The sequence below is a fragment of the Phytomonospora endophytica genome (assembly GCF_014202425.1).
Taxonomy (GTDB): domain Bacteria; phylum Actinomycetota; class Actinomycetes; order Mycobacteriales; family Micromonosporaceae; genus Phytomonospora; species Phytomonospora endophytica.
In genome coordinates, this window is the sequence record NZ_JACHGT010000002.1 from 561,960 (window position 1) to 581,539 (window position 19,580).

Annotated in this window: 16 protein-coding genes; 4 read left to right on the forward strand and 12 right to left on the reverse strand. The window is 71.3% G+C overall.

Annotated elements, in window-relative coordinates; genetic code table 11:
- Positions 1–109: 109 nt before the first annotated feature.
- On the reverse strand, positions 110–1,156 hold the full coding sequence (locus tag HNR73_RS05895; RefSeq protein WP_184786223.1) for a hemolysin family protein: 1,047 nt from the start codon (positions 1,154–1,156) through the stop codon (positions 110–112).
- Positions 1,153–2,505, reverse strand: coding sequence for a hemolysin family protein (locus HNR73_RS05900; RefSeq protein ID WP_184786224.1), 1,353 nt, complete (start codon positions 2,503–2,505; stop codon positions 1,153–1,155). The genes HNR73_RS05895 and HNR73_RS05900 overlap by 4 nt, the downstream gene beginning before the upstream one ends.
- A gap of 202 nt (positions 2,506–2,707) precedes the next feature.
- Between HNR73_RS05900 and HNR73_RS05905 the strand changes: the two genes are divergently transcribed.
- Positions 2,708–3,784 (forward strand): LLM class flavin-dependent oxidoreductase, encoded by a 1,077-nt coding sequence (locus HNR73_RS05905; RefSeq protein WP_184786225.1) that lies wholly within the window; start codon positions 2,708–2,710, stop codon positions 3,782–3,784.
- On the opposite strand, the gene glmS is transcribed toward HNR73_RS05905, so the two are convergent.
- A complete protein-coding gene (gene glmS / locus HNR73_RS05910; RefSeq protein ID WP_184786226.1) occupies positions 3,785–5,644 on the reverse strand; it encodes a glutamine--fructose-6-phosphate transaminase (isomerizing) in 1,860 nt (619 codons plus the stop codon).
- 137 nt (positions 5,645–5,781) lie between these two features.
- Here glmS and HNR73_RS05915 point away from each other — a divergent pair, with 137 nt between their 5' ends.
- The gene (locus tag HNR73_RS05915; RefSeq protein WP_239122377.1) at positions 5,782–6,297 is read left to right on the forward strand and encodes a GNAT family N-acetyltransferase; all 516 of its coding nucleotides are present in this window, start codon (positions 5,782–5,784) and stop codon (positions 6,295–6,297) included.
- Between the two features lie 691 nt (positions 6,298–6,988).
- Here the strand turns inward: HNR73_RS05915 and HNR73_RS05920 are convergent.
- The 4 genes from HNR73_RS05920 to dhaK form a co-directional block, all read right to left on the reverse strand.
- Positions 6,989–8,053, reverse strand: coding sequence for a ComEA family DNA-binding protein (locus HNR73_RS05920; RefSeq protein ID WP_184786227.1), 1,065 nt, complete (start codon positions 8,051–8,053; stop codon positions 6,989–6,991).
- 129 nt (positions 8,054–8,182) lie between these two features.
- The gene (gene dhaM / locus HNR73_RS05925) at positions 8,183–8,563 is read right to left on the reverse strand and encodes a dihydroxyacetone kinase phosphoryl donor subunit DhaM (protein WP_184786228.1); all 381 of its coding nucleotides are present in this window, start codon (positions 8,561–8,563) and stop codon (positions 8,183–8,185) included.
- Positions 8,560–9,162, reverse strand: a complete 603-nt coding sequence (gene dhaL, locus HNR73_RS05930; protein WP_239122376.1) for a dihydroxyacetone kinase subunit DhaL — start codon at positions 9,160–9,162, stop codon at positions 8,560–8,562. The genes dhaM and dhaL overlap by 4 nt, the downstream gene beginning before the upstream one ends.
- A complete protein-coding gene (gene dhaK / locus HNR73_RS05935) occupies positions 9,159–10,145 on the reverse strand; it encodes a dihydroxyacetone kinase subunit DhaK (RefSeq protein WP_184786229.1) in 987 nt (328 codons plus the stop codon). The genes dhaL and dhaK overlap by 4 nt, the downstream gene beginning before the upstream one ends.
- A gap of 162 nt (positions 10,146–10,307) precedes the next feature.
- Between dhaK and trxA the strand changes: the two genes are divergently transcribed.
- Positions 10,308–10,667 carry a thioredoxin gene (gene trxA / locus HNR73_RS05940; RefSeq protein WP_184786230.1) on the forward strand — a complete coding sequence of 120 codons (360 nt, stop codon included), beginning with the start codon at positions 10,308–10,310 and terminating at the stop codon, positions 10,665–10,667.
- A 75-nt stretch (positions 10,668–10,742) separates the two neighbouring features.
- On the opposite strand, the gene HNR73_RS05945 is transcribed toward trxA, so the two are convergent.
- From HNR73_RS05945 to HNR73_RS05955, 3 genes are all read right to left on the reverse strand, one after another.
- Positions 10,743–11,303 (reverse strand): DM13 domain-containing protein, encoded by a 561-nt coding sequence (locus tag HNR73_RS05945; protein ID WP_184786231.1) that lies wholly within the window; start codon positions 11,301–11,303, stop codon positions 10,743–10,745.
- Positions 11,304–11,371: 68 nt separating this feature from the next.
- Positions 11,372–14,116 carry a phosphoenolpyruvate carboxylase gene (gene ppc, locus HNR73_RS05950; protein WP_184786232.1) on the reverse strand — a complete coding sequence of 915 codons (2,745 nt, stop codon included), beginning with the start codon at positions 14,114–14,116 and terminating at the stop codon, positions 11,372–11,374.
- 142 nt (positions 14,117–14,258) lie between these two features.
- Positions 14,259–15,338: a hypothetical protein gene (locus HNR73_RS05955; protein ID WP_184786233.1), complete on the reverse strand. Its 1,080-nt coding sequence runs from the start codon at positions 15,336–15,338 to the stop codon at positions 14,259–14,261.
- Between the two features lie 1,331 nt (positions 15,339–16,669).
- Here HNR73_RS05955 and HNR73_RS05960 point away from each other — a divergent pair.
- Positions 16,670–17,482, forward strand: coding sequence for a metal-dependent hydrolase (locus HNR73_RS05960; protein ID WP_221330724.1), 813 nt, complete (start codon positions 16,670–16,672; stop codon positions 17,480–17,482).
- Here the strand turns inward: HNR73_RS05960 and HNR73_RS05965 are convergent.
- Together HNR73_RS05965 and HNR73_RS05970 are read right to left on the reverse strand one after the other, a co-directional pair.
- Positions 17,466–18,248 (reverse strand): alpha-ketoglutarate-dependent dioxygenase AlkB, encoded by a 783-nt coding sequence (locus HNR73_RS05965; RefSeq protein WP_184786234.1) that lies wholly within the window; start codon positions 18,246–18,248, stop codon positions 17,466–17,468. The genes HNR73_RS05960 and HNR73_RS05965 overlap by 17 nt on opposite strands.
- Positions 18,232–19,440, reverse strand: coding sequence for a hypothetical protein (locus HNR73_RS05970; RefSeq protein ID WP_184786235.1), 1,209 nt, complete (start codon positions 19,438–19,440; stop codon positions 18,232–18,234). The genes HNR73_RS05965 and HNR73_RS05970 overlap by 17 nt, the downstream gene beginning before the upstream one ends.
- Positions 19,441–19,580 lie beyond the last annotated feature (140 nt).

Here is a 19,580-nt window from a genome sequence, read left to right on the forward strand (position 1 = left end):
GAAGGCGGGTTCCCGCCGCGTTTTCGCACCCACGCCGGGAACCCGAGTGCGTTTCCGCACTTGGCCGGGGACCGGCACCGGCGGCGGGCCCAGCCCGATCCCATGCCTTTCAGGCGGTTTCGTTCGCGCCGCCAAGACCGGCATCAGTCTCGTCCTCGAAGTCCCCGAGTACCTGTTCCAGCAGGTCTTCCAGGGCGACCAGTCCGAGCAGCCCGCCGTCGTCCCCGGTGACCAGCGCGACCTGCGCGCGTTCGGCGCGCATGGTCGCCACGGCTCGCGAGATCGGCGTGTCGCGGGGCAGGGTGAGCGGCCGGGTCAGCAGATCCGTGGCTCCGGCGCCGGGGTTCTTCAGGGCGTCGCGGATGTGCACGATCCCCAGTGGACGGTCGCCGTCGAGGGCCACGAGGCGGGATCGGCCGGATTCCAGCGAGACGCGTTCGACTTCGTCGTTGTCGGCACTCGCCTCGACGGTCACGACCTCGTGGCGGGGCCGCATGAGCTCCTCGACGGTCGTCGCGCGCAGCCGCAGCACTCCGCTGAGGATCCGGTGCTGCTGTTCTTGGAGCAGCCCGTCCTCCCTGGACTGCCGCAGGAGAACGGCCAGGTCCTCCGGCTTGTGGCTCTCGCCGATCTCGTCCTTCGGGGTGACCTTGGCGAGCCTCAGCGACAGGTTCGCCGCACCGTTGAGCATCGCCAGGATCGGCCTGGTCAGCCAGATGTAGCCCTCGAAGGGCACGGCGATGGCCAGCGCGGAGGTCTCCGGGTGCGAGATCGCCCAGGACTTCGGCGCCATCTCACCGACGACCATGTGCAGGAACACCACCACGGCGATGCTTACCAGGAACGCCACCACGTAGGACACCTGGCTCGGCAGCCCCAGCGCCTGCAACGCCGGGTCGAGCAGGTGCGCGATCGCGGGTTTGGCCAGCGCGCCCAGACCCAGTGTGCACAAGGTGATCCCGAGCTGCGCGCCGGCGAGCGTCACCGTCAGGTGCCGGCTGCCGCGCAGGGCGAGCCGGGCCGACATGGACCCGTCGGCGGCCAGTTCGGTGAGCCGGTGCCGTTTGGCCGAGATCAGCGCGAACTCGGCGGCGACGAAGAAGCCGTTGGCCGCCAGCAGGAACAGGGAGACGATCAGCGCCCAGGCGGTGTTCACGACTCCACCTCCAGGTCGCGCACGGACAGGGCGATCGTGTGCGGCACGTGCCGCTGCACGGCGACGACCGCCAGCTGCGCGATGCGCGCCGGGTGTTCGCCCTCGTTCGGATCGTCCACAGTGGCCAGTGGCACGTCGACGATGTCGCCGGGCGTCGCGGTGCGGCCCAGCTGCTGCAGCACCAGTCCCCCGACGGTCTCGTAGGCACCGTTGCCGGGCAGCTCCACACCGGTCTCCTCGGCGATCTCGTCGATCCGCCAGCGCGCCGGGACCACCCAGCTGCCGTCGGCGCGGCGCCGGGCACGGGCCTCGGGTTTGTCGTCCTCGTCGAGGATCTCGCCGACGACCTCCTCGGCGACGTCCTCATAGGACACCACCCCGGCCAGGCCGCCGTACTCGTCGACGACGCAGGCCAGCTGCCGGTTCTCGGTGCGCAGCCGTTCGAGGAGCTCCGGCGCCGGCAGGCTCTCCGGCACGAACAGCGCCGGGGAGGCGACCGCCCCGACCAGGGTGGCCGCGCGCTCGGCGCGCGGCACCTGGAGCACGTCGGCGATGCTCACGACGCCCACCACGTCGTCCACGTTGGACCCGATGACGGGGAAGCGGGACCGCCCGGTGGACAGCAGTTCCACGACGCGCGCGACCGGTTCCCCGGCGCCGATGGTGTGCACGTCGACGCGCGGGGTCATGACCTGCCCGGCGTCGAGGGTGCGGAAGTCCAGACCGCCTTCGAGCTGCCGGAACAGTTCGGCGTCGAGGTGCCCGCCGGCGTGCGACTCGTCGATGATGTGTTCGAGGTCCTCGGCGGTGGCGCCGTGCGGCAGTTCCTCCACCGGTTCGATCCCGACCGACCGCAGCAGCTTGTTGGCGGCGGCGTCGAAGAGGCGGATGACCGGCCCGGCGACCTTCAGGTAGATCACCGTCGACCGCGACAGGGCCCGGGCGAGCGCCTCGGGCCGCGCGATCGCGAGGTTCTTGGGCGCGAGTTCCCCGAACACCATCTGGATGAGCGTGGAGAACAGCAGCGCGATGATCACCGAGACCGACAGACTCACCGACTCCGGCACGCCCGCCCCGCCGAGGATCTCGGCGAGTCCGGCGCCCACGTAGGGCTCGGCGACGTAGCCGACGAGCAGCCCGGTGACGGTGATCCCCAGTTGCGCTCCGGAGAGCATGAAGGACAGCTGCCTGGTGACGCCGAGGGCGCGCGCGGCGGGTCCGTCCCCGGCGTCGGCGGCCTGGCGGAGGCGGTTGCGGTCGACGGCGACGTAGGCGAACTCCTGCGCCACGAAGTAGCCGGTGGCCGCGGTGAGCAGGACGATGACGAGCACACCGATACCGATCAGCATGACGTCACCCCCTGTCGCGTCATGCGTGTGTTCTGCCGGGCCGAACCCGGCTGGGTACTACAACCCTCTATGTCATCGTCCATGATCGGCATGCCGAAGAGGGTACCGGAGCGAGATATCCGTCCGGCAAGTCCGAAGGCGCCGGGCGTGCGCGAGGTCACCCGCGGGAACAAACGGACCCGGCGTCCCGTTTAGCTTCACCGTGCACACCGACCCCATCCGCGGCCAGGCCCGCGGCACCGCTCCGGTCCCCCTGTCCGTCCTCGACCTGGCGCCCGTCGGCTCCGGCTTCACCGCGACGGAGGCGCTGCGGACGACCACGGAGGTCGCCGAACTCGCCGAGCGTCTCGGCTACCACCGCTTCTGGGTCGCCGAGCATCACTCCATGCCCGGCATCGCCAGCTCCGCCCCCGCCGTGATCCTCGCGCACGTCGCCGCGCACACCGAGCGCATCCGCCTCGGCTCGGGCGGGGTCATGCTGCCCAACCACGCGCCCCTCGTCGTCGCCGAGCAGTTCGGGACGCTCGAAGCGCTCGCGCCCGGACGGGTCGACCTGGGTCTCGGGCGCGCGCCCGGCACCGACCGCGCCACCACCCTCGCACTGCGCCTGACGCCCGAGCGGCTCGGCGCCGACGACTTCCCCGAGCAGGTCGCCGAGCTCACCGGCTTCCTCGACGGGTCCTTCCCCGAGAGCCACCCCTACCACCGCATCCACGCCGTGCCGGGTCCCGTCCAGCGACGGGTCGACGGGGGCGTCGGCGAGCACTCCCGCCCGCCGGTGTGGCTGCTCGGGTCCTCCGACTACAGCGCCCGCCTCGCGGCCTCGCTGGGCCTGCCGTTCGCGTTCGCGCACCACTTCTCGGCGGCCAACACCGTGCCGGCCCTCCAGCTCTACCGGCAGGGTTTCCGGCCGTCGTCGATCCTCGACCGGCCCTACGCGATGATCGCCGCGACGGCCGTGGCCGCCGACACCGAGGAGACCGCCCGCCGCGCGGTCGGCTCGCTCGGCCTGTCGATGCTGAAGCTGCGCACGGGCCGCCCGGGCCTGCTGCCCAGCGCACAGGAGGCCGAGGACTTCCCGTACACGCCCGCCGAGCGCGCGTTCGTCGGCGACTGGCTGTCCAACGCGGTCCACGGCACGCCGGAGCGGGTCCGCGAGCAGCTCGACGCGCTGGTGAAGCGGACCGGCGCCGACGAGCTGATGATCACCTCGACCGTGCACGGCGCCGAGGCGCGGCTGCGCTCCTACGAGCTGATCGCCGAGGCGTACGGCTTCTAGCTATTCGACGGTCACCGACTTGGCGAGGTTGCGCGGCTGGTCGATCTCCAGACCGAGCCCGCGCGCGACCTCGCACGCGAAGACCTGGAGCGGCACCGCCGTGAGCAAGGGCGCCAGCAGCGTCGGCACGACCGGGACGTGCACGATGTGGTCGGCGTAGGGCGCCACGGCGGTGTCGCCCTCCTCGGCGACCGCGATGACCAGGGCCCCGCGTGCCTTGACCTCCTGGATGTTCGACACGACCTTGTCGTGCAGCACCCCGCGCCCGCGCGGCGAGGGCACGATCACGACGACGGGCGTGCCCTCCTCGATCAGCGAGATCGGGCCGTGCTTGAGTTCGCCGGCGGCGAAGCCCTCGGCGTGCAGGTAGGCCAGCTCCTTGAGTTTCAGGGCGCCTTCGAGCGCGACCGGGTAGCCGACGTGGCGGCCGATGAACAGCACCGGGTGCTGTCCGGCGAGGCTCCGTGCGAGCTCGCGCACCGGGTCCATCTGGTCGAGGACGGTCGAGATCTTCGCGGGCATCGCCGCGAGCTGCTCCAGCACGGCGGCGACCTCGTCGGCGTACTTCACGCCCCGGATCTGCGCGAGGTGCAGGCCGACCAGGTAGCAGGCGACGAGCTGGGTGAGGAAGGCCTTCGTCGACGCGACGGCGACTTCGAGGCCGGCGCGCGTGTAGAGCACGGCGTCGGACTCGCGCGGGATCGTCGAGCCGACCGTGTTGGAGATGGCCAGGACGCGCGCCTTCTGCTCCTTGGCGTGGCGCAGGGCCATGATCGTGTCCATGGTCTCGCCGGACTGGGAGATGACGATGACGAGCGTGGAGCGGTCGAGGACCGGGTCGCGGTAGCGGAACTCGCTGGCCAGTTCCACCTCGCAGGGCAGTCGGGTCCAGTGCTCGATGGCGTACTTCGCGACGAGGCCCGCGTGGTAGGACGTGCCGCAGGCGACGATGAAGACCTTGTCGGCGTCGCGGAGGTCCTGGTCGGACAGGCGGACCTCGTCGAGGGCGATCTCGCCGGTCTCGGTGACGCGGCCGCGCAGCGTGTCGGCGACGGCGGCGGGCTGCTCGTCGATCTCCTTGAGCATGAAGTGGTCGTAGCCGCCCTTCTCGGCGGCCGCGGCGTCCCAGTCGACGGTGTAGGGCGTGGCCTTCGCGGGCTCGCCGGAGAAGTCGGTGACGGCGAAACCGTCGCGGCCGATCGTGACGACCTGGTCCTGGCCGAGCTCGACGGCCTCGCGCGTGAAGGAGAGGAACGCGGCGACGTCGGAGGCCAGCCAGTACTCGCCGTCGCCCCGGCCGACGACCAGCGGCGAGTTACGGCGGGCGCCGACCACGGTGTCGGGGTCGTCGGCGTGCACCGCGAGGAGCGTGAACGCGCCGGTGAGGCGGCGGACGACGCGGTGCATGGCCTCGGACAGGCTCGCACCCGCCGCGACCTCGGCGGACAGGAGGTGCGCGACGACCTCGGTGTCGGTGTCGGAGGCGAACTCGACGCCCTCGGCCTCCAGCCGCGCGCGCAGGACGGCGAAGTTCTCGATGATCCCGTTGTGGATCACCGCGATGCGGCCGTCGGCGCTCGAGTGGGGATGGGCGTTGCGGTCGGTCGGGCCGCCGTGGGTGGCCCAGCGCGTGTGGCCGATGCCGACCGTCGCGGCCAGGTGCGCCGGCTCCCCGTTGTTCTCGGCGAGGGCCTTGTCGAGGTTGCCGAGCTTTCCGGCGCGTTTCTCGACGTAGAGCTCCCCGCCCACCGGGAGGGCGACCCCCGCCGAGTCGTACCCGCGGTACTCAAGGCGCCGAAGGCCGTCCATAACGACATCGAGCGCCGGCCGCGCTCCAACATATCCAACGATTCCGCACACGGGCGCGACTGTACCCGAGTTTCAAGCAAACTGCTTGCGCGGATAGGGGGTGTTCACGCACGCCCCATGCGCAAGTCGGTTAACAGAGCGGCAACAACCCACGCCTACCGTGAGCCCTGCACCAGTGGAGGTAGCCCATGACCACGACACGCGCACCACGGCTGACGATCACCCAGATGACCGACGCCCACGCCCGGCAGGTGCTGGCGATCTACCAGGCGGGCATCGACACGGGCAACGCGACCTTCGAGACGGCCGCGCCGGACTGGACGCGATTCTGCGTGGGAAAGCTCCTGCGGCACCGCTTCGTCGCGACGGAGGGCGCCCACGTCCTCGGCTGGATCGCGGGCACCGCCACGTCGAAACGCCCCGCGTACGCCGGCGTCGTCGAGCACTCCGTCTACGTGCGGCCGGACGCGGCGGGACGCGGGGTCGGACGCGCGCTGCTGGAGACGTTCATCGCCTCGACCGAAGCCGCGGGGATCTGGACGATCACGACGTCGATCTTCCCGGAGAACACCGCGAGCCTGGCGCTGCACGCGCGGACGGGATTTCGGACCGTGGGGGTGCGGGAGCGGGTGGGGAGGCTGCGGGGGGTGTGGCGGGACACGGTGATGCTGGAACGGCGGTCGGGAGTGGTGGGGGTGGGGTGAGGGGTCGGCAGCAGCCGCCGTATGTCCTGCCGCGCACGCCACCGCGAGCCGCGTGGCCCGTCGGCGGGCGAGCACCGAACGCGGGTGCGGCGCGGTCGTGACCGGGGCGAGCGCGAGCCGGAGCGAACTCCGGCGCCGTCCGCCCGCCGCGACACCACCTCGTCCCCACAAGCCGCAGGAGCCGGCGCCGGGCGAGCGCGGGATCGACGGCGGAAGCGGGTACAGGCGCCGGCGCGAGCCTCCGCCGGCCGAGCGCGGAAGCGAGGGCGGTTCCGCCTCCCGCGACACCACCGTTTCGCCGCAACCGCAGCGCCCTGGACCGACGCGGCAGCGGACGCGAGGACTGGCCGGTGCGAGCGTGAGGCCGCGTGGGGTGAGATGCGGGCGCGGACCTGAACGCGGGTAGGGGCGCGAGTCCCGGTACGGGCGGGAACCTCGTGCGAGTCACGGACGCGAGGGCAGGCACGGGTGCGCGACCGAGCCCCGCCCGAAAGCCGCCACGACACCACCTCTCACCGCAGGCGGCGTGTCCTGGTGCCGGCGAGCGTAGGCCAGAGCCGACGCAGGGGAACCGCACGCTGAGAACCGACGGATCACGATGGCGCAGGCGAGCCCGGAAGCCGCCCGGGCACGGAGTCGGGTGTCGGCTCGCGCGAGAACGTGGCGGCGCCACGAGCAAACCCGCGCCCCCTCACCCGAAAACGGCGTACTCCTCCACCAGCCGCACGGCGTCCGGGTCCAGGTCGGCGCGCACCACCAGCTCGGCCACCGAAGCGAAAGGCCCCGACAGTTCGCGCATCGTCACGATGCGCTCGGCCGTCTTCGCGTCGACTCCGCGCATTGTCGCGAGGATCTCGGCGGGCGCGTGGTTGACGTCCACGAGGCCGCCGTCGTCGTAACCGAGGTCGAGGTCGGGGCGGCCGATGCCGAGTTCGTCGGCCATGGCGGGGTCGTCGGCGAGGAGGCGGCGGGCGCGGGCGCGGCGTTCCCGGCGGGCGAGGACGCGGGCTTCGGCGTCGTCGGCGGGAATGACACGGCGGGGCGTGTCGTCGCCTTCGGCTCGCGGGAACATCTTGTTGCGGATCATGAACGCGTGGGCGGTGCCGCCGAGCATCAGCGCGAACAGCGAGATCATGGCGAGCGGATTGACGTTGGCGAACTGGCCGTCGTCGAGTTTCTGCGCGTCCATCGCGAACAGGGTGATGTAGGCGATCGCCATCCCCGCGTACAGGAACGCCGCGATGCCGGCGACGACGGACTTCAGTTTCGCGGCGGCGTGCCCGAAGATGATGGGCGCGCTGAGCCCACCGGTGAGCAGCGGCGACAGTGCCCACAGGATCGACCCGAACTGCCTCAGGGCTTCGCGGATGGCGGTCGGGTCGGCGTTGTTGATCGCCTTGAACAGCGAGTCCATGGCCTGCTGGACCTGGGGCGAGCGCGGGTGCCCGTGCGGTGAGCGCGGGTGGTGCCCGCTGGGGCGTCCGCCGTGGTGTCCCATCGGCGCGACGGCGCTGTCGGCGGCGTCGCGGGGCGCGGGCCACTGTTCGGGCTGGTTGACGAACTCGGTGTCGGGTACGACGTGGACGCCGAGGGCCCTGGCGGCGACGAGTTTGGGGTCGCGGGGGTTGACGGTGTCGTCGGCGACGATGTAGGTGACCGAGTCGAGGGCGTGGCGGGCGAGCCGCAGGCCGCGTTCGTGGGCGAGGCGCCTCGCGTTCGCGGCACCCGGGCCGGTGCCGAGGACGAGGATGCGCATGGGTGCCTCCGGCGGGGCGCGAGGGGTTGTCGGCCCATTGAACGGTATCCGGATTCCGTTGACGCGCAAGGCATCCGGCCGGGAGTCAGGGATTAATCAGGGGTGACTCATCCACCGGCCGGAGTGTTCCTACGACTTCCGGTACGCCCAGGCCTCCTCCGCGGCGGCGAGCGCTTCGGTGAGGGTGGCGCCGGTTCCGGCGATGACTCCGGCGGCGACGGCTCCTTCGACGAAGGGGGCGTCGGCGAGGCGCACGTCGCCGTCGAGGTCGTCGAGGAGGAGTCTCGCGGTGAGGACGGCGGAGCCGAGGTCGGCGAGGATGAGGACACCGTCGCCGCCGTCGGCGCGGGTGACGGCGTCGGTGATGAGTTCGGGGCTGGTCCCGAGGCCGCCGTCGGGGGTGCCGCCGGCGGGGATCACGCGGACGTCGGCGGCGAGTTGCGCGACGAGTTCGGCGGTGCCTTCGGCGAGTGTCCGGCTGTGGGAGACGAGGACGAGTCCGACGGTCATGTCAGCCCCGCCAGTGCCTCGAACAGCAGGGCGCTCGACGCGGCTCCGGGGTCGATGTGCCCGGCGGAGCGTTCACCGAGGTAGCTGGCGCGGCCCTTGCGGGCGACGAGGGGCTTCGTCGCGTCGCGGCCCGACGCGGCGGCGTCGGCGGCCGCGCGGGCGGCGGTGGAGAAGTCGTCGCCGGTGAAGGCGGCGACGGCGGGGGCGAGCGCGTCGATCATGGTCTTGTCGCCTTCGGCGGCGCCGCCGAGCCTGCGGACGCCTTCGAGTCCGGCACCGAGGGCGGCGGCGAAGGCGGTGGCCGTGGCGGTGGGGTCGTCGCCGAGGGCTTTGGCGGCCCTGCGCAGGAAGGTTCCGTAGAGGGGCCCGGAGGCGCCGCCGGTGGTGTTGACGAGTGCGGTCCCGGCGGCTTTGAGGACGGCTCCCGGGGTGTCGCCGACGGCCTCGGCGGCGGCGGCGAAGCCGCGGCGGAGGTTCAGGCCGTGGTCGCCGTCGCCGATGGCGGTGTCGAGGGCGGTGAGCTCGTCGGCGTGTTCGGTGACGAGGGCGGCCGTCGCGGCCATCCAGCGGGCGCACAGCCCGGCGTCGACGGCGGTCACCGTCCCCACCTCAGCGCGGGCGTCTCGACGGGCGCGTCCCACAGGTCCAGCAGCCTCGGCGTGAGGTTCATGACCGTGATCGAGCAGCCGGCCATGTCGAGGGAGGTCACGTAGTTCCCGACGAGGCTGCGGCTCACCGTGACCCCGCGCGCGTTCAGCCAGTGCGCGACCTCGGCGAACATCGCGTACAGCTCGATCAGCGGCGTCGCGCCCATCCCGTTGACCATGACGAGCGCCTCGCCCGTCAGCGGCATGTCCGTCGCGATCGCGTCGAGGGCCTCGGCGGCGATGTCTCGCGCGGGCGCGAGGGGTCCGCTGCGGCGTCCCGGTTCGCCGTGGATGCCGACGCCCCATTCCATCTCGTCGTCGCCGAGCGGGAAACCCGGCCGCCCGACCGCCGGGACCGTGCCCGCCGACAGCGCCACCCCGTAGGACCGCGACCGCGCGTTCACCTCCCGCGCGAGCTCGTGGACGACGGCGAGCGACTCCCCCGCCTCGGCCGCCGCGCCCGCGATCTTCTCGACGAACACCGTCGCGCCCGTCCCGCGCCGCCCGGCGGTGTGCGTGGAATCGGTCACGGCGACGTCGTCGTCGACGATCACGGTCGCCACCTCGATGTCGTCGTCGTCGAGCAGTTCGGCGGCGAGGGCGAAGTTGAGGACGTCGCCCGTGTAGTTCTTCACGACGTGCAGGACGCCCACACCGCCGTGCACGGCCTCCGTCGCGGCCTGGACCTGCCCCGGAACGGGTGAGGTGAACACCTCCCCCGGACAGGCCGCGTGCAGCATGCCCGGCCCGACGAAACCCGCGTGCAGCGGCTCGTGCCCCGAGCCGCCGCCCGAGACCAGCGCGACCTTCCCCGGCGACGGCGGTCTCGTCACGATCCGCTGCTCAAGGTCCACCGTCAGACCCGGGTGGGCGGCGGCGAAACCGTCGAGCGCGTCGGTGAGCAACGTCTCAGGCGTATTGATCAGCTTCTTCATCAGCGACCTCACAACAGGCGTGTCCCCGCCACGCTAGCGGCAACGCACCCGTCCCCGGGGCCACCGGCCGTGGAATAGTCGGAGGGAAGAAGTCGTTGCGATACCCGTGGACGGTATGAGCCGTCCGCGAACCGAGAGAGTACCGGCGAAGCTGGAGGACCCATGGCCACCGTGGACCTGACCAAGGACACGTTCGAGAAGGCGATCAGCGAAGAGGGAATCGTCCTCGTCGACTTCTGGGCGGACTGGTGCGGTCCGTGCAAGCGCTTCGCACCGACCTACTCCAAAGTCAGCGAGCAGCACGAGGACGTCACCTTCGGCAAGGTCGACACCGAAGCCGAACAGGACCTCGCCCGCGCCGCCGGCATCAGTTCCATCCCGACCGTGATGGCCTTCCGCGACGGGATCCTCGTCTTCGCGCAGCCCGGCATCCTCCCCGAGAGCGGCCTCAACGCCGTCATCGAGAAGGTCAAGGAGCTCGACATGGACGACGTGCGCAAGCAGATCGAGGCGCAGGGCTAGTACGGCCCGCGACGCGGCCGGCAACGTTCGGGCCGGTGCCCAGGGCACCGGCCCTTACCTGTGCCCGCGCGTCGGTCAGGCCGTCGCCAGGGGCGCGGCGCCGAAGGACACGCTGAACCGTTCGCACCAGATCGTCACGCTCGTCACCTTGCTCAGGTCCGTGTCGGCGGGGACCTCGTAGAGCTGATCGCCCTTGTTGCCCTTGAGCTCGCCCAGTTCGACGTGGTAGCCGTCGTCGAACACGAACCAGTCCTCGCCGACCTCCTGGTCGGTGATCCACACGCGCAGGTCGGGGCCGTCGCTCGTCTTCAGGCCGGCGATGGCCAGCACGACCGTCCCGTCGGGCTGCTCGAAGAGCTGGGCCTTGCCGCTCGTGTCGTGCTCGTGGGTGATGAAGTCGCCTTCGGCGAGCAGGTGCGCGACGGTCGGGTCGTCGTTCGTCGACGGGGCTTCGGAGCCGTCCGGCGCTCCCTGGGCACCGCCGGAGGGCGCGGCGGCGATGGGCAGGTCCTCGTCGACGGTCGTGGTGGTCCACAGCTTCCACGGCTGGAACCAGAACAGGCCGAAGGCGATCGCGACGACGACCGCCCCGGCCACGACCCAGGCGACGGGTTTACGGGCGAGCTTGCTCAACATGACTCAATCCCACCCGATTCCCGCGGCGAACGCCAGGGTTGTCGCGCTTACGAAACGGTTACCGGCGGTCAGCCCGTGTTCCGCATCCCCGCCGCGATGCCGTTGACGGTCGTCAGCAAAGCCCGCTGGAGCAGCGGGTCGGCGTCGTCGCCGCTGTCGCGGTGACGGGCCAGCAACGACACCTGCAGGTGGTGCAGGGGCGCCAGGTAGCGGTCGCGGACGGCGAGGGTCCGGCGCAGGACCGGGTTGTGGTCGAGGAGTTCGTCCTCCCCGGTGACCCGCAGGATCTCGGTGACGGTCCGCGCGTGCTCGTCGCGGATCTGGTCGAAGAGCGGGTGCAGCGACGGGTCGGCGAGCTGCACGTAGCGGCTCGCGATGTCCAGGTCGGTCTTCGCGAGGGTCATCTCCACATTGGACAGGAAGGTGCGGAAGAAGTGCCAGCGTGTGTACATCTCGTCGAGCAGGTCACCAAGTCCGGCCTCGCGGGCGGCGGCGAGTCCGGTGCCGACGCCGTACCAGCCGGGCACGATCTGGCGCGACTGCGTCCAGCCGAACACCCACGGGATCGCGCGCAGGCCGCCGAGTCCGGCGCCGGTGTCGGGCCGCTTCGCCGGGCGTGAACCGATGTTGAGGGAACCGAGCAGCTCGGTCGGTGTCACGGCCCAGAAGTACTCCGCGAGGCGCGGGTGCCCGACGAGTTCGCGGTAGGTGCCTTCGGCGGCGTCGCTGACCTGCTGCATCGCCGCGTACCAGGTGTCGAGGGTGTCGGACTGGAAGCGCGGCTCGGTGTGCAGGAGCGTCGCGCGCAGCACGGCGGCGACGGTCAGTTCCAGGTTCTCGCGGGCCAGCGCGGGCAGCGTGTACTTGTCGGAGATGACCTCGCCCTGCTCGGTGACCTTGATGGCGCCGTCGAGGGTCCCCCACGGCTGCGCCAGAATCGCCTCAAGGGTCGGGCCACCACCGCGGCCGACGGTCCCGCCGCGGCCGTGGAAGAGCCGCAGCTGGACGCCGTGGCGGGCGGCGACGTCGCGCAACTGCCGCTGAGCGCGGTGGATGGACCACTGACTGGTGGTGATCCCGGCGTCCTTGTTGGAGTCGGAGTAGCCGAGCATGACCTCCTGGACGTCGCCGCGCGCGGTGACGATCGCCCGGTAGGACGGCACCGACAGCAGCGCGTCGAGGAAGGACTCGGCACCGGCGAGTTCGGGCACCTCTTCGAGCAGGGGCACGAAACCGACCGCGGCGCGTCCACTGTGGACGTCGACGAGGCCCGCCTCGCGGGCCAGGACCACGGCGGCCAGGACGTCGTCGACGCCCTGGGTCATGGAGATGATGTAGGACTCGATGACGTCGGGCCCGTAACGCTTCTGGGCCGCACGGATGGCACGGAAGACGTCGATCGTCTTACGGTTGCGCTCAGCCAGCTCGGTGTCCGGTGTGGACAGTGGACGGCGGCCGCCGAGTTCCTTGATGAGCAGAGCGGTCCGCGACTCGCGGGAGGCGTCCTCGTACGGCCCCGAAAGGCCGCCGATGCGCTCGTACATCTCGGCGAGGACCGCGTGGTGCGCGCCGGCGTGCTCGCGGACGTCCATCGTGGCCAGCTGCAGTCCGAAGGCGGTGATCGTGCGGATCGCGGTGGCCAGGCGGCCGTCGGCGATGAGCTCACCATGATGCGCGGCAAGGGAAGCGCGCATCAGTTCCAGATCGGCGACGATCTCGGCGGCGTCGGCGTAGTCGCGGCCGAGACGGTGCGCGGTGCCGTCGGCGAGCCGCGCGCGCGTCAGCTCCAGGCGGGTGCGGATCGCGCGGGCCTTGAGCCGGTAGGGCTCCTCGGCGTTGACCCGGCGGAAACGCGCCGGCAGCTCGGGCAGGGCCGCGAGGTCGGCGCGGACGCTCGCGACGAGGGCGTCGCCGGGCTTCGACAGGCGCTCGGAGACCGAAACGTCGGCGATGATCGCGTCCATGGCGCGTTCGGCCGCGCGGATGCCGTGCTCGTGCTGGATGAGCAGCACGTCGCGGGTGACCTCGGGAGTGACGAAGGGGTTGCCGTCGCGGTCGCCGCCGATCCAGGTCCCGAAACTCAGCGGGCGCGGCGGGGGCGTCGCGCCGAGGCCTTCGAGGGTCCGGTGGAGGTCGTCGAGGACGCGCGGGGCGGCCTCGTCGTAGAGGTCGGCGAGATAGTAGACGGCGTTGCGGGCCTCGTCGGCCGGGTCGGGGCGGTTGACGCGGACCTCGTCGGTCTGCCAGAGGAGGTCGATGAGCTCCGAGAGGCGCTTGTCGGTGCCGTCGGTGTCGGTGTGGCCGGTGAGGGCCGCCTCGGCGGCCTCGGCGTCGAGGAGGTCGGCGACGGCCCGCAGCTTCGACAGGATCGAGCGGCGCGCGGCCTCGGTCGGGTGGGCGGTGAAGACCGGGCGGATCTGCAGGCGCGCGGCCTTCGCCGTGATCTCCTCGGGCGACAGGCCCCGCTCGGCGATCAGGCGGGCCGCGTCGGCGAGGTGCCCGCCGTCGTGGGCGCGGCGGCGGCGCAGGTCGCGGGCGCGGTGCGCCTGCTCGGCGATGTTCGCGAGGTGGAAGTAGGTCGCGAAGGCCCGCGCGAGGCTGATGCTGGTCGGCAGGTCGAGCGTCGACAGGCGGGCGATGGCCAACTCGTCGTTGGCGCGCACGAGCTTGCGGATCTCCTCGACGAGGTCGAGCAGGTCGGCGCCCTCCTGGCGCACGAGACTCTGCCCGAGCAGCGCGCCGAGGCGGCGTACATCGGCGCGGAGTGCGGTGTCGATCGCCGCGGCGGAAGCGCCGCCGGCCACTTCAGACATGCTCGGTCTCCCTCGTGACGGGGGGTGGACGGCGCTGTCCGTGGTCGGAAGGGATATTACCGAAGGCCGGCGGGCGCGAACCCGTCGCGACGACTTCGCCGAGTGAGACCCACCTCACGGGTCGCGCGGGCGGCCGCGCCCGTCAGAGCGGCGCGAAGGTCACGGCGTACTCCGCCGGCGGGGGTCCCTTCGACCACTTCGTGGCCGCCGTCGCGTCCGACCACACCGCGCGCATCGGGCCGTCCGGATGCACCCGCAGCGTCGCGCCCTCCGCCGTCGCCGGAATGCCGAAGACCGGGCCGGCACACGTGACACCCTCGCCGGAACGGTCACTGAGGTCGTCGACGTCGTCGTTGGCGGGCGCGACGGTCTCACCGCCGACGACGAGGCTGTAACTGTCGGCCGCCGACAGCCGCCACTCCACGGCCGGTTCGTGCTTCGACACCTCCGGCGAGAAACCCCAGTAGGCGTCCGACGAGCAGGTCACCGCGAAACGCAGCCACACCCGGCCGTCGCCGGCCCAGCGCTCACCATGGCGGTCCCAGGGCCCGCGCGCGGCCGCCGAGAAGGTGAGACTCAGGCTCACGTCGCGCGTGACCCCCTTGGCCGTGACATCACCGCTCTGCTCATAGGACTCGGCGAAGGCGACGTACTCGGCGAAACCATAGAACTCGGGGATCTCGCCGACACGCGTGCCGTCACGCAGATTCAGGCCCTGCCCGCGACCCTCCGTCGTCACCGAAAGCGTGACCGCGACGCCCACCGGCGCCACCACCGCGAGCAGGTCACCGCACTCCAGAGGATCGTCGAGGACGATCACGCGCTCCCCGACCACGACCTCCGACGCCAAACCGGCGGCATTGCCGCCCCAGTCGGAACACCGCTGCGTGGCGACCTGCGTCAGCACGAACTCGTGGCCCGCAGGGGCATGCAGCGGACCGCGAAGACCGTACGCGGAAGCCTCGACGGCATCGATATCGCGAGTCACGGACACCACACGCTGCTGCAACGAGAAGTCCGCACCGATGAGGAGACCCTCAGTGCCGGAAGCCGCGAAGACACGACCACCGTCCAAAGTAGGCGAAAGATCGCCATCCGCCTCCACCACGACCCAGAAGTCGACGGGCGCATCGACAGCCGGAGAAGAAGGACGACCACAACCGGAAAGAACCAACACGAGCACGAACAGCACGCGAAACCGCCGAGCGGGCATGAAGAGCACCCTAATAGGCGAGAGACACCGACGGGGGCGGTGGGGACTCGGCTCGCGGGGGGAACGAGCGAAGCGCAGCTCGGGGTTGTGGGGTGGCTTGGGGCCCGGTGGGGGTGGGTGAACAGACCCGGTACCCGGCCTTGGGGGGTGAACAGACCCGGTACCCGGCGTTGGGGGGTGAACAGACCCGGTTCCCGGTGTTGGTGGGTGAGGTTTGAAGGGCCTGTGCTTGTTGGGGCGGCGCGAACGAAACCGCCTGCCAGGTATGGGATCGGGCTGCGGCCCGCCGCCGGTGCCGGGTCCCCGGCCAGGGCGGGCGATCGAAGCGAGACACGCTGTGGGCGAGACGGCTGCGGCCGGATCCCCGGCGCGGGTGGGCATGCGAAGCGAAACTCGCCCGCAGTAGACACCGCTACGGCCAGAATTCCTTGCCCGCGTGGGCGATCGAAGCGAGACACGCTGTGGGCGAGACGGCTGCGGCCGGGTCCCCGGCGTGAGCGGGCAAGCGAAGCGAGACACGCTGTGAGCGAGACGGCTGCGGCCGGGTCCCCGGCGTGAGCGGGCAAGCGAAGCGAGACTCGCGCTCGCGAGGTCGTGTCTCGGGTCCCGGACCTGCGTGGGCGAGCGAAACGGGACTCGCCCGTCGCGCGACAGCGCTGCGGCAGGCGACCCACGGTGAGCGGGACGCGAAGCCGGGGCTTGCGCTCGCATAGGCCAGGTCTGCGGCGGGCCAAGCGAAGCGAGACTCACGCTCGCCGGGCCGCGTCTTAGGCACCCGGGCCCGAGTGGGCCGCGAAGCAAGACTCACGCTTGGCAAGATCGCTGCGGCCGGGGTTCCCGGCCCGCGAGGGCGAACGAAGCGAGGCTCACGCTTGTGGGGTCGGCGTCTTGGGTTCCCAGTCTTGGTGGGTGAACAAACCCGGTTCCCGGCGTTGGTGGGTGAGCTTGAAGAGCCTGTGCTTGTTGGGGCGGCGCGAACGAAACCGCCTTTGCGGCATGGGATCGGGCTGCGGCCCGCCGCCGGTGCCGGGTCCCCGGCCAGGGCGCCGAAACGCGGCCAGGTCCCCAGCCCGCGGGGGCGAGCGCGCGCGAGACTCACCCTTGGCGGACCGCCGCGGCCAGGTCCCCGACCCGCGGGGGCGAGCGAAGCGAGACTCACGCCCCCAGGTCCCGGCGCGGGTGCGGAAACACAGCCGCGCCCCCCACTTCACACCACCCCCGTGCCGCCCTCCCGCGCCCGCCCCCGCATCGCTTGCCGTACACCGAAAGCGTTCGTCGCCGCCGTCGGTCCTGTCGCCGTCATCGGCTACCCTCACGTCCACAAAGGAGAGTGACTACTCATGGTGATGGGTCCGACGCACGCCGTTTCGGGTGCCGCGATCTGGCTGGCCGGGTCGGCCGTCGCCGACGCCGTCTACAACGTCCACCAGACGCCCGCCGAGCTCATGGTCGGCACGATCGTCTGCGCCGGCGGCGCCCTGCTCCCCGACCTCGACTGCGCCGGACGCGTCCTGAAGAACCGCGGCGGCTCGACCGTCGCGCGCACCTTCGGGCCGGTCACCATGATCATGGCCGAGGCCACCGAGCGGATCGCGTGGGGCTTCTACTCCATCACCCGCACCAAGAAGGACGGCAAGCGCAACAACGGCCACCGCACCCTCACGCACTCCTGGATGTTCGCCGGACTCATCGGCCTCCTCTTCGGCTGGCTCGCCAGCGACTTCGGCAAACCCGCCGTCATCCCCATCCTCTTCTTCATGATCGGCCTGGCCATGCGCGGCCTCATGGCCGAGTTCGCCAAGGAGAAGGGCTGGTTCGTCATCGTGGTGGTATCGGCCGTCGGCGCCTTCGCGGCCTACCGATCACTACCCGAAAGCCGCTCCTACTGGCTCATAGGCATAGCCGTGGCGGCGGGCTGCGTCATCCACACCCTCGGCGACATCATCACCAAGATGGGCTGCCCGCTCTTCTTCCCACTCCCCATCAAGAAGCAGGTCTGGTACGAGATCGGCGTCCCCGACAAGATGGCCGTCAAAGTCGGCGGACCCTTCGAGAAGAAGGTCCTCACCCCCGGCTTCACCATCCTCGGCGGCATCGCCGCGATCGCCATGCTGCCCGAGGTGCGCGCGGCGATCGTCAAACTCCTGGAATGACGACGGGCGGCGACAGGTCGCTCCCGCTCACCGTGTAGTCCACCGCCGGGTACGCGAAGTCCGTCTCCTCGTTCTCCCTGCGCCGCAACCGGTAGAACTCACGGCCGGCCTCGTCGTCGGCCACCGACAGACGCGAACCGCCCGGAAGGTACGCGTGCCCGTCACGGAACCGCAGAAGCGTCTTCGACATGCGGAAGGTCACGCCGAGCCACCGGTTGCCGGCGGCCCCCACCGGCGCGTCCAGCACGATCTTGTGCCTGAGCCGGCGGTTGGCCGCGACGGAGAACACGACGGCCCCGTGGTGGGCGAGCGCGACCTCGTGACCATCCACATCGGACGACTTCGACTCGAAGACCAGTTTCCGCGCCGGTCCCTCCGGGTGCTCGTAGCAGGAGAACACCGCGATGAACGACTCCGGCTCCAGGTCGAGGGCCTGGTCGGAGTGGGCGCCCATCCGCCGGTAGGCGTTGGTGTAGCACTCGATGAGGGCGTTGTTGAAGCCGACGGGAAGTCCCGCGCACTCCCGGATCCGCCGCGCGAGCCGCTCGTGCACCTCCCGGAACGGTTGCGGCGGCGCGGTGTAGCGCGTCGTGGTCCGCACGAGCGGCACGGCGCCGGTCTCGTCGGGCCTGGTGAGCACGCCGCCCCGCCGCCCCTTTCCCAGGTCCTCCATGCGAACCGAGGCCGACAGTTCCGCGAACAGGTCCACATCGGACGGCAGTTCGCACACGGTGATCTCGTCGGCGACGCTAGATCCGCGGTGCACGGTAGTCCCCGGTGTTCATGCTGAAACCGAAGCTCTCGCCGTAGTCGATGAACGCCGAGGACCTGTTCTCCTCGGCGTACAGCCGCCGCAGTTCGCCCATGCCCTCCGGCGTGGGAGGTCCCAGCTCCACCCGCCGGGCGTCCCTCACGATGAAGGTGCGGCCGCCGTCGTGCACGGCCTCGGTGGCCGAGCAGCGCACGACGTATCCCAGCCGGGTCGGGAGAAGCCCGGCGTCGAGGGCCGACGGCCGGATCGCGTGCGTGTACAGGCGATTGGTGGACAGCGGCATGAAGAAGACCGAGCCCGGATACAGCGGCACGGTGAAGCTCTCCGGCCCCTCTCCGTCGGCGTCCTTGCGCCGGAAATGGAGCCTGGTCAGCCCACTGACCCCGTTCACACCGAAGTCGAAGGGGTCATCGGCCGAGGGCCGCAGCCCGTCGAGTCCGTCGTAGAAGGTGCAGAAGGCCATGATCCCGTCGGCGGGCATGTCCTTCGTCTTGTCGGCGTGGTCGGAGATCTTGGCCTTGGACTGCTTCCGCTCCGCCGTCGCCGAGGTGTTGCGGTAGATCTGGGCGAGGACGTGGTTGAGCGGCGCGTGCCCGGCGAACACCGTCGCGGCCTCGCGGTTGAGCGCGCCGACGACCGAGGTGTCGGTCGGGCGGAAGTTGTCGGTCGGTCCCGAAAGGTTCGTGGAACACCGCAGCAGACGAAAACGCAGCGCGTCGCCCTCGCGGGTGACCGGCGTCAGGTAGATCCCGCTGCGGTGGGCCGTCGCGGGTTTGGTGGACTCGGTCAGCGACTGGAACTCGTGCTCGGCCGTGATGCGCCCGAAGTGGTCCTCGCCGGGCTCGAAGAAGCGGCGGTAGTACACACCCATGCCGTGCGTTCGGACCGGAACCCTGCCCAGGCCGACGACGGTCCATGGCGCGCCCTCGCGGTGACCGTGCGACAGCTCCCGGACCGCGAACACCCGGGCGGCGTCCCGCAGCCGCGCGACGTCCACCCCCGCCAGGTCACCGCACAGGTAGACGCTCTTGCCCGCCACCTCGGCCGCACCCGACAGGATCCGCTCGTAGGCGACCGCGGTCCCGAAGAAGTCGCCGGCCGGCTCGGCGAACTCCACTCCGCCCGCCGCGACCAGAAGGTTTCCGGCGTCGGCGATCCGGGCTTCGGCAGGCTCTGTGATCCGCATCCGGCGATGCTCCCACGCACCCGCCACCCATCGGACACGCCCGGGTGACACAACTCCCATGACACCGCCGGAACGTGGACGTAGGCTTGCCGAAGCGCACGTCCACCCCCTCCCTCACGCGGCCAGGGGGCAAGCCGTCG